Source organism: Mesorhizobium sp. M4B.F.Ca.ET.214.01.1.1 (genome assembly GCF_004791545.1).
In the GTDB taxonomy this organism is placed as follows: domain Bacteria; phylum Pseudomonadota; class Alphaproteobacteria; order Rhizobiales; family Rhizobiaceae; genus Mesorhizobium; species Mesorhizobium abyssinicae.
Window position 1 is genome coordinate 1 of sequence record NZ_SRUX01000335.1, and the last position, 278, is coordinate 278.

1 protein-coding gene is annotated in these 278 nt (G+C 62.6%); it reads left to right on the forward strand.

All coding sequences use genetic code 11. From position 1 onward, the window contains the following. Positions 1 to 40 precede the first annotated feature (40 nt). Positions 41 to 278 (forward strand): DUF992 domain-containing protein (locus tag EN857_RS34460; RefSeq protein ID WP_135897758.1); only part of this gene is annotated, 238 nt, incomplete at its 3' end.

Below are 278 nucleotides of genomic sequence, written 5' to 3' on the forward strand. Positions count from 1 at the left end.
CCGAGACGTTATTGAAGACTGACTGCGAAAGGACCCTCCCATGATCAAGAAACTCGTCTGCGCCGCCGCCCTTGCAACGACCGTATTCGCCGCCGCCCCGGCCAGCGCCGGCAGGCTGCAACTCGGCACGCTCGACTGCACCATCGATGGCGGCACCGGCTATATCGTTGCGTCCAACAAGGGCGTGTCCTGCGTCTTCCGGCCCCATCATCACGGGCCGTCGGAAATTTATACCGGCGTCATCTCGAAGCTCGGTGTCGATGTCGGCAAGACGCACC